The 7,039-nt window shown below is 36.3% G+C and carries 5 protein-coding genes and 2 pseudogenes; 2 read left to right on the top strand and 5 right to left on the bottom strand.

The genetic code is table 11. From position 1 onward, the window contains the following. Positions 1–543 precede the first annotated feature (543 nt). The 3 genes and pseudogenes from BN338_RS11215 to parA all read right to left on the bottom strand — a co-directional run bounded on the left by BN338_RS11215 (position 544) and on the right by parA (position 2,721). Positions 544–757, bottom strand: a pseudogene (locus tag BN338_RS11215) (EexN family lipoprotein). A 1,110-nt stretch (positions 758–1,867) separates the two neighbouring features. Further along, the gene (locus tag BN338_RS07410) at positions 1,868–2,095 is read right to left on the bottom strand and encodes a hypothetical protein (RefSeq protein ID WP_039760585.1); all 228 of its coding nucleotides are present in this window, start codon (positions 2,093–2,095) and stop codon (positions 1,868–1,870) included. Beyond that, positions 2,092–2,721, bottom strand: coding sequence for a ParA family partition ATPase (gene parA, locus BN338_RS07405; protein ID WP_039760582.1), 630 nt, complete (start codon positions 2,719–2,721; stop codon positions 2,092–2,094). The genes BN338_RS07410 and parA overlap by 4 nt, the downstream gene beginning before the upstream one ends. Positions 2,722–4,028: 1,307 nt before the next feature. On the opposite strand from parA, the gene BN338_RS07395 reads away from it, so the two are divergent. Together BN338_RS07395 and BN338_RS12160 are read left to right on the top strand one after the other, a co-directional pair. Then, positions 4,029–4,358, top strand: coding sequence for a protein tyrosine phosphatase family protein (locus tag BN338_RS07395; RefSeq protein ID WP_039760578.1), 330 nt, complete (start codon positions 4,029–4,031; stop codon positions 4,356–4,358). Between the two features lie 455 nt (positions 4,359–4,813). Beyond that, a complete protein-coding gene (locus tag BN338_RS12160) occupies positions 4,814–4,975 on the top strand; it encodes a hypothetical protein (RefSeq protein ID WP_198003693.1) in 162 nt (53 codons plus the stop codon). Here the strand turns inward: BN338_RS12160 and BN338_RS07385 are convergent. Both BN338_RS07385 and BN338_RS07380 read right to left on the bottom strand, forming a co-directional pair. Then, positions 4,959–5,960: pseudogene (locus tag BN338_RS07385) on the bottom strand (bifunctional riboflavin kinase/FAD synthetase). The gene BN338_RS12160 and the pseudogene BN338_RS07385 sit on opposite strands and share 17 nt — an antisense overlap. Then, the gene (locus BN338_RS07380) at positions 5,960–6,805 is read right to left on the bottom strand and encodes a TIGR01459 family HAD-type hydrolase (protein ID WP_039760573.1); all 846 of its coding nucleotides are present in this window, start codon (positions 6,803–6,805) and stop codon (positions 5,960–5,962) included. The pseudogene BN338_RS07385 and the gene BN338_RS07380 overlap by 1 nt, the downstream one beginning before the upstream one ends. Positions 6,806–7,039 lie beyond the last annotated feature (234 nt).

Genomic DNA, 7,039 nt, shown 5'->3' with positions numbered 1-7,039 from the left:
AGATGCTTCAACAAGAGTATGCCTTTTTTGTGCAATTTCACTCTGCACAGCTCTCCCTGCTTGTAATGTTCAAGAAACATGATTGTGGCTGATTGAACATAAGAAGATTTGAAATGAAAGAATCTTACGGTATTCAGAGTTTTAACTCAATATGAATAATGCTAAATTATCTATATAAATCAATATTTTTTACGCATAATTTAAATATAACTCCGTTTTCACGTGTAAATACTGTAAAATCCTTGTATCAATCTAGACGCAATAGTCTTTAAAGAAGCTCTGTATGCTAAAGACCTATTCTGCTTCTTTCATCCTAAGTTGCTACATCAAAGGGTATTGGTTGTTTCTGCTAGCCAACTTTCTAAACGAGAATGAAAGTATTAGAAACATAACCAATCCCAATCTATTTGCATATATCGTAATATTTAAGAAAAAATTCTTTCTCTCGAAAGGAAGAAAAAAGCATTGTTGTCACAATTACTTTTGTTTACACTTTCAAAACGATCTTTTTTTCCTCAGATTTACAAAGTCCAAGCATCGTTCTTAACCTCCAAAAAGAAGTTGCCTCTCTGCTATTTCTGCATTCTCACAATTTTTAGATTTATACATAGAGGCCCCACCTACGTAACATTTCTTTTGCCATTCGTGGCGTAAATTTTTATCCTTCTTAAACTCTTCTACGCTGTAAGTTTTTTTCACAACCAACAGCAACAAGCCCTGTGCAAAGCAACAGTGCTGTTATAATGATCTTATCCAAGTTTTACCCCTCTCTTTGTTTTATAGTTTAATAACAAGTCATTGGATTCACAAAATCCCTGTATTGTACTTTTGCGTATAACTTTCCTTTGACAAATACGTACACTTTCAATACCAATATGTTGAATCATGAGGACCGCTTTATTGATCAGACTTGATTTGCAACGCTATCTACACAGCTGCTCTTTCATATTTGAACTGTTTAAACTTCAGCAGCGATTTTGATATTTTGACATTTTCAAAAAGCTTTTTCAGCACTTATTTTTTCAAGAGTCTTCCTTCAAGAACCACTTCACCATGAGACGCAGTACAAATTTCTTATCAAAAATTCATCATGCCCATCTTCATCGCAAATTTTCTGCAAATGAAACAACATATTTTGTAATGATCTGATTGCGCTCTTACTTATTTCTTAACCCGCTGAGAAAAAAAGAAAAACTTAAGTTTCCCCTGCACTTTTTACCCCTGCGCTTTTTAAATGCCAATAGAAATTCTAAAAAAAAAATTTCATAGATTCAGATAAAAGCAAACAATACCTATCCTCTTGCGTAGCATGATAGGATCATTAAATATCTCAAACTATAAAATCAATATAAATGTAAGAAATACTTTTTCTAACATGCTCAATGACTTCTTTTGTTTATTAGAAAGTCTTATAACGCACCCATATTAATTAATTTTAGTTATTCTTATCCCCCCTGAATACATAAATATAACTTTAAAAAGAAAGTGTTCCCTAGCAGAAAAAAAGAAGAAACGCTACACTTAATTTACATTATTTACCATGTATTCAGGAAAATAAACAAAAATAACTTCACATTTAAAATCATGATCAAGACAATTATTTATGAGGGAACACACTTACCTATCCAGATACGATACAAATAACAGGGAGGGATGATAATCACATCTATAGAAGAAAAATTGAAACGAAGAATTTTTCATAAACCTAAAACTCTTTCATGAGATGAATCTTATGAGAAAACAACTTAAATAAAAACAACACGCGTAAAAGGGATGTTTTTATCACGATTAACGTCATATAAAAATGACCGATATCATCTTTTTAAAACACTCAAACCAACGCACACTTATTATCGTATATCCTCTTTTATTTTCCATATTTTTTTGAAAGCAATTCGCGCACCTCATCAGCCATTTTAGTCCCACGAGTTGCACAACTTACCTTGATTAACCGATGCAAAGTTTCTGGTATATCAATCGTAAGGCGCTTCATCTCTCCACCCATATTCTCTTTATGGTTTCCTACCCACGCATCAGCCGTTAAAGGAATTGACTTATTGGTTGGTTTCGTACCAATTTTAATTTTTTTATTCATCGCGCTAATTCCTTGATTTCCGCCGCAACAGCTTCAATTTCTGCGGCTGCAAGTCCTTGTTTATCAATTTCGTAAACAGCTTTGCCCTGCGCTGCAGCTTCTGCAAAAATCACACGCTGCGCAACGCTAGAAGAAAGAACATGCAAGGGATATATACCAAGAGCTTCATTCACATCACGCCCTATCGCTGTATTGACTATTTTACGATTAATAACAAAAGCAGATTTGATATTTTCTTTATAAACGCGTGCCTCATCAATCAGCTTTACAATTCCATCAGCAGCCCAAATATCATAAGGACTAGGCAAAACGGGTATAAGCACAAAATCCGAAGCCATAAGAGCACTCCGCGCAAGGTCAGTCACACGCGGAGGACCATCAATAATAATATGATCATAACTATGACCAATCTGCATAATCTCTTTGTGAACTGTTGCACGCGGTAAACCAATAACTGAAAAAAAAGGGGCATCTTCCCGCGCAGCAGCCCAATCCAATGCACTCCCCTGTGGGTCAACATCAATAAGCAAAACCCGTTCACCAGTACGAGCAAAACTAGCCGCAAGATTCACGCTCAACGTGGTTTTTCCGACACCCCCTTTTTGATTCAAAAGTCCAATGATCATTCGTTACGTCTTTCATTATTATCGTTTTTACGATTATACAGAAAACAATAAAAGAAGCAAGCACCCAGCACCTATAAAACAACCACTTTTCCTATTTTTACGATAAAAACAACAGCCCCTAATTTTATCTTTAGAATATTCTTTGAGCATAAGCCCAAAATATTATGAAGATGGTGTTCTTGAGGATAAAAAGATAAATTTACACAAGAAATAAGCTCTTCTTTCCCTGCCTTAAAATGAAAGTTTCTTAAATTGACACCAATCTGTAAATAATGCTCTATCCATAATCTTGATCTCTTGGACTTTACCCTTCATAGGGTCCACTGCATAGAACGCGACAAACAAGCTCTGCTCTGAATAGACAACAAATTACCAAGGAGAATTCATGGTTTTACATGTTGAATGAGAAAACAAAAATCCATAAAATTCTTTATGTTTTCCCTTTCTTATATTCAATCAATGAAAATCACTTTTCTGCCATCACAAGGAGCGCTGACATATAAGAACAAACACTGAAAAAAAGGAATAAAAACACTTCTTATGAAATGTCTTAAATATCAAGAACTGCTGGCAGCATTGATAGCGAGTGTATGATAATGCAGGCTTGTCCCTTTTCTTGAACTAAAGGGAGTATGTACAATGAATTTTATATTCTTTTAATTTATGCCCTTTATGCGCAACAGAGTGAAATGAGCTTGAAAAAAATAAGAATAGCTCTGCGCATAAACAAGCAACACAATAGGGTGTTCTCTTCGTGAGAACAATGAGCAATCCATAAAGAGCGTTATCTTTCACAACGGTAAATTCATTGAATACCCCTATATCTTTATGCTTGAGAAGAAGCAAACCACCCCCATCACACAACTTTGTCAACGCGTGGGTGTTACATCACAGCTCTTGGCACTTGAAACGGTTCATGAAAAGACATTTTTTGTTCTTATCTTGTGCAGTTTCACGCCACATAAGGCTCCACTTATTGAGGCTCTCGTTTATAACGTGCAAGCAAGGGATCTTGATTGATGCACCATGAAACAGACTTGAAACAAGAGAATTTTACGGCTTTCAGGTTCCTAATTCAAGTTGAGGAACGCTCGATTATCATTATAAATCAATTCATTGCATAATATCGAATAATAAACATGTTGCGGAGTTGAGAGACTTTGCACCTTACAACGTGTTTTTCCAAGCCAGTCTTCTCGACAAAAAGAATATTTTTGTTAAGATACCATTGAAAGATCTTACCTTCATCATGTTCTTTTATAAACTTAAGAGTATCGTAAAAATCGTGCAATTGGGAATCAACAAAAATGAATTTACAGCAGATTGATCCTGATATTTTTATCAGCGGCCAAATTAGCATAGAAAATATAAAAACATTGGCAGAAGCTGGTTTTAAAACAATTATCTGTAACCGTCCCAATCACGAGGAACCTCATCAACCTGATTTTTCAAGCATTAAAGCGGTTGCAAATGACTATGGCATACAAACCTATTACATTCCCATTTCTCCTCCGACCATAGAAACAACAGATGTTGAAACCATGCAAACAATTTTAAAAACAGCCTCTCTCCCTCTTCTCGCTTATTGCCATCATGGGACACGTTCGCTGCATCTTTATCGTTTAGCATGTCTTTAATCACAAGCTTCCTACGCTTTCCACCCATCTTAAAAGACAAAGATTTTTTTAATCTGCACCGCTCTGTAAACAAGAATCTGTCAATCATTTTTGTCTCACACCTTCCACTTGGAACTGTACCTTCATGGTAGACACCTCATACAGCTTGATAAGCAAGATTTTCTCTTAAAGATACAACAAACATCCACCCCTAAAAATATAAAAATGCATGCAAATTGATGAAACGATAAACTTTTAAAATAAAAAAGTCGTCGATTTTAAACTTATGAAATTCTAAAGTTAAAAGCACAAGAAATTTTAAAAACTGTATTTTTCCTTCTTATCATCTATGCTTGCCAAATACATTGTGTGCTTATTCATTTACTTTTCATCATGGGTTTTAACGGATCATAAAGAAACAAGCAGTAAACTTTTGAATGATAACAAAAGCCATAAAATTAACTTTGAAAAAGATAATGCCTAAATCAGACCCTCAGATATTCGATTCTCCCTCTCAACAACGAGAAAAACGTATATTCCGTGATGTTTTGGAATATATCTTTGTGATGATCATCACTTTAAGTGCTATTTTTACCGCTCTTCTTTCTTTTTCAGATAAACTTAGAGTATATTTTTAAAAGTAAGCAACCTATCCAACTGTGATAATGGTTGGATTGTCTTTAAAATTTCTTTTGCTTTTTTTTCATCACGGTGCATTTGTGCAATCAAAGGTTCAAGCCCATCAAATTTTTCTTGTCCACGCAAAAATTGAAAAAAAGAACGATACAGCTTTCCCCATAAAGATCATCGTTAAAATCAAACAAATAGGTTTCCAAAAAGTGGCGCTCCATCTTTAACAACCGTTGGACGACACCCAAAGCTTGCAACACCATCATATAAAATACCGTTCGCACGACGCAAACGTACCGCATAAACGCCATGTGCCAAACGAACTTGAGGAGGCAACATCTGATTAGCGGTAGGAAACCCCAAAAGGCGTCCAAGTTTGTCGCCTTGAATAATATTGGAGCATACTCGATAGTGATATCCTAACAAATGGGCTGCTTTGTCCACTTCCCCTTGTGAGAGAAGTTGCCGAATAAAACTCGAGGAAATGATCAACGGTTGTGAATCTTGAGGATGAGAAACGCAAGGAACTTGCACAACCTGAAATCCATATTCTTTTCCTCTTTGGCAAAGAAAATGTACATTTCCACTTTTCTGATGACCAAATTGAAAATTTTCGCCTGTTACCACAACGGAAACATCAAAAACTTCCTTTAAAATTGACTGAATAAATTCATCTGCTGAAAGAGCAGCAAACTGTGCATCAAACGGCTGCTCAATCACGCCGTCAAAGCCAAGGATTTTAAAAATTTCAGCTTTTTCAGCTGCCTCCGTCAAACGATAGACAGGCGCTGAACGTTGAAAAAAACTTCTTGGATGAGGTTCAAAGGTTAAAACAACAGCGGGTTTCTTTTTTATCCGCGCGAAATCAAGCGCTTTTTGCAACACCACCTGATGCCCACGATGAACACCATCAAAATTTCCAAGTGCCAACACGGCTTCCTGCCAAGCCGAGGGAAACCTATGAGTTCCCTGAAGACGCCAAAAATTAGCCATTACTGAAGTGCCCACATGATTGCTTGTGGCCTATAACCATGACGCTCAAGCAAAGAATGCAAAGCTTGCTTATCCACCACACCATTTTTCATATAATCATTACGATGAATCCCCCCCATAATATAAAGAGCATCAAGCCCAAAATGAGCCGCCCCCTTAATATCCGTTAAAAGACCATCTCCAATAGCTAAAACTTGACTTTTTTCTACTGTCCCGCGTATTTTTTGAAGTTTTTCAAAAGCACATTCATAAATAGGTGCGTGAGGTTTTCCAGCGATGCGGACTTCCCCCCCTAATTGTTGATAAAGACGCGCTAATGCACCAGCACACCAAAATTCCCTATTTCCATAATGGACAATCACATCCGGATTAGCGCAAATAAAAGGTAAATTCCGCGCGCGCATACGACGAAACATCTCCTCATAAGCAGAGGGTTCTTCATCAAAATCTTCAAGAAAGCCGCTACAAACGATCACAGAAGCTTCCCATTCTTCAACAAATTCACACTCTAACCCTTCAAACAGCACCAAATCACGGTGTGAACCAATGAAAAAAACTTTACGCGGTGCAGCACAAATGAGATCACGCGTTACATCCCCTGAAGTGATAATGGCATCATAATAGTCGCTATGAATATTCATGCTTTGTAATTGGGCCGCAACATCTTCCCGTAGTCGAGGAGAATTGGTTAATAAAATAACACTTTTTCCCATTTGGCGAATTTTATACAACGCTTCCAACGCGGATTCAAATGCATGGACACCGTTATGCACAACACCCCACACATCACAAAAAACAGCATCATAATGCGCTATCATAGTCTCAATACGGGTAAGTTCATTCATGATGCACCTATCTCTATGTGTCTTTGATCAAGCTGTCTTTTACTTCAAAAGTACTTATCGAAAGATAAGACTTCTGTCATCTGCTTTCTCAAATCATATCCCAACTTTTTATCGTCTATAGAGATCATAAAAAATGATAAAATAAATAAGTTATCATTAAGTTGTGCAAAATTCTAAAACGCTTAATAGCAAAAGCTTATCATTGCAAAATGCTCATTTTTCTCATAAAAATTT

Source organism: Bartonella queenslandensis AUST/NH15 (assembly GCF_000312585.1).
In the GTDB taxonomy this organism is placed as follows: Bacteria; Pseudomonadota; Alphaproteobacteria; order Rhizobiales; family Rhizobiaceae; genus Bartonella; species Bartonella queenslandensis_A.
The sequence above is the reverse complement of the archived record's forward strand: the minus strand, read 5'-3'. Positions and strand labels throughout refer to the sequence as shown.

Excerpts from the sequence above, each read along its gene's own strand:
- BN338_RS07395 (WP_039760578.1), top strand. The coding sequence starts at position 4,029 with ATGAATTTACAGCAGATTGATCCTGATATTTTTATCAGCGGCCAAATT.
- BN338_RS07410 (WP_039760585.1), bottom strand. The coding sequence starts at position 2,095 with ATGAATAAAAAAATTAAAATTGGTACGAAACCAACCAATAAGTCAATT.
- BN338_RS07380 (WP_039760573.1), bottom strand. The coding sequence starts at position 6,805 with ATGAATGAACTTACCCGTATTGAGACTATGATAGCGCATTATGATGCT.
- parA (WP_039760582.1), bottom strand. The coding sequence starts at position 2,721 with ATGATCATTGGACTTTTGAATCAAAAAGGGGGTGTCGGAAAAACCACG.
- BN338_RS12160 (WP_198003693.1), top strand. The coding sequence starts at position 4,814 with ATGCCTAAATCAGACCCTCAGATATTCGATTCTCCCTCTCAACAACGA.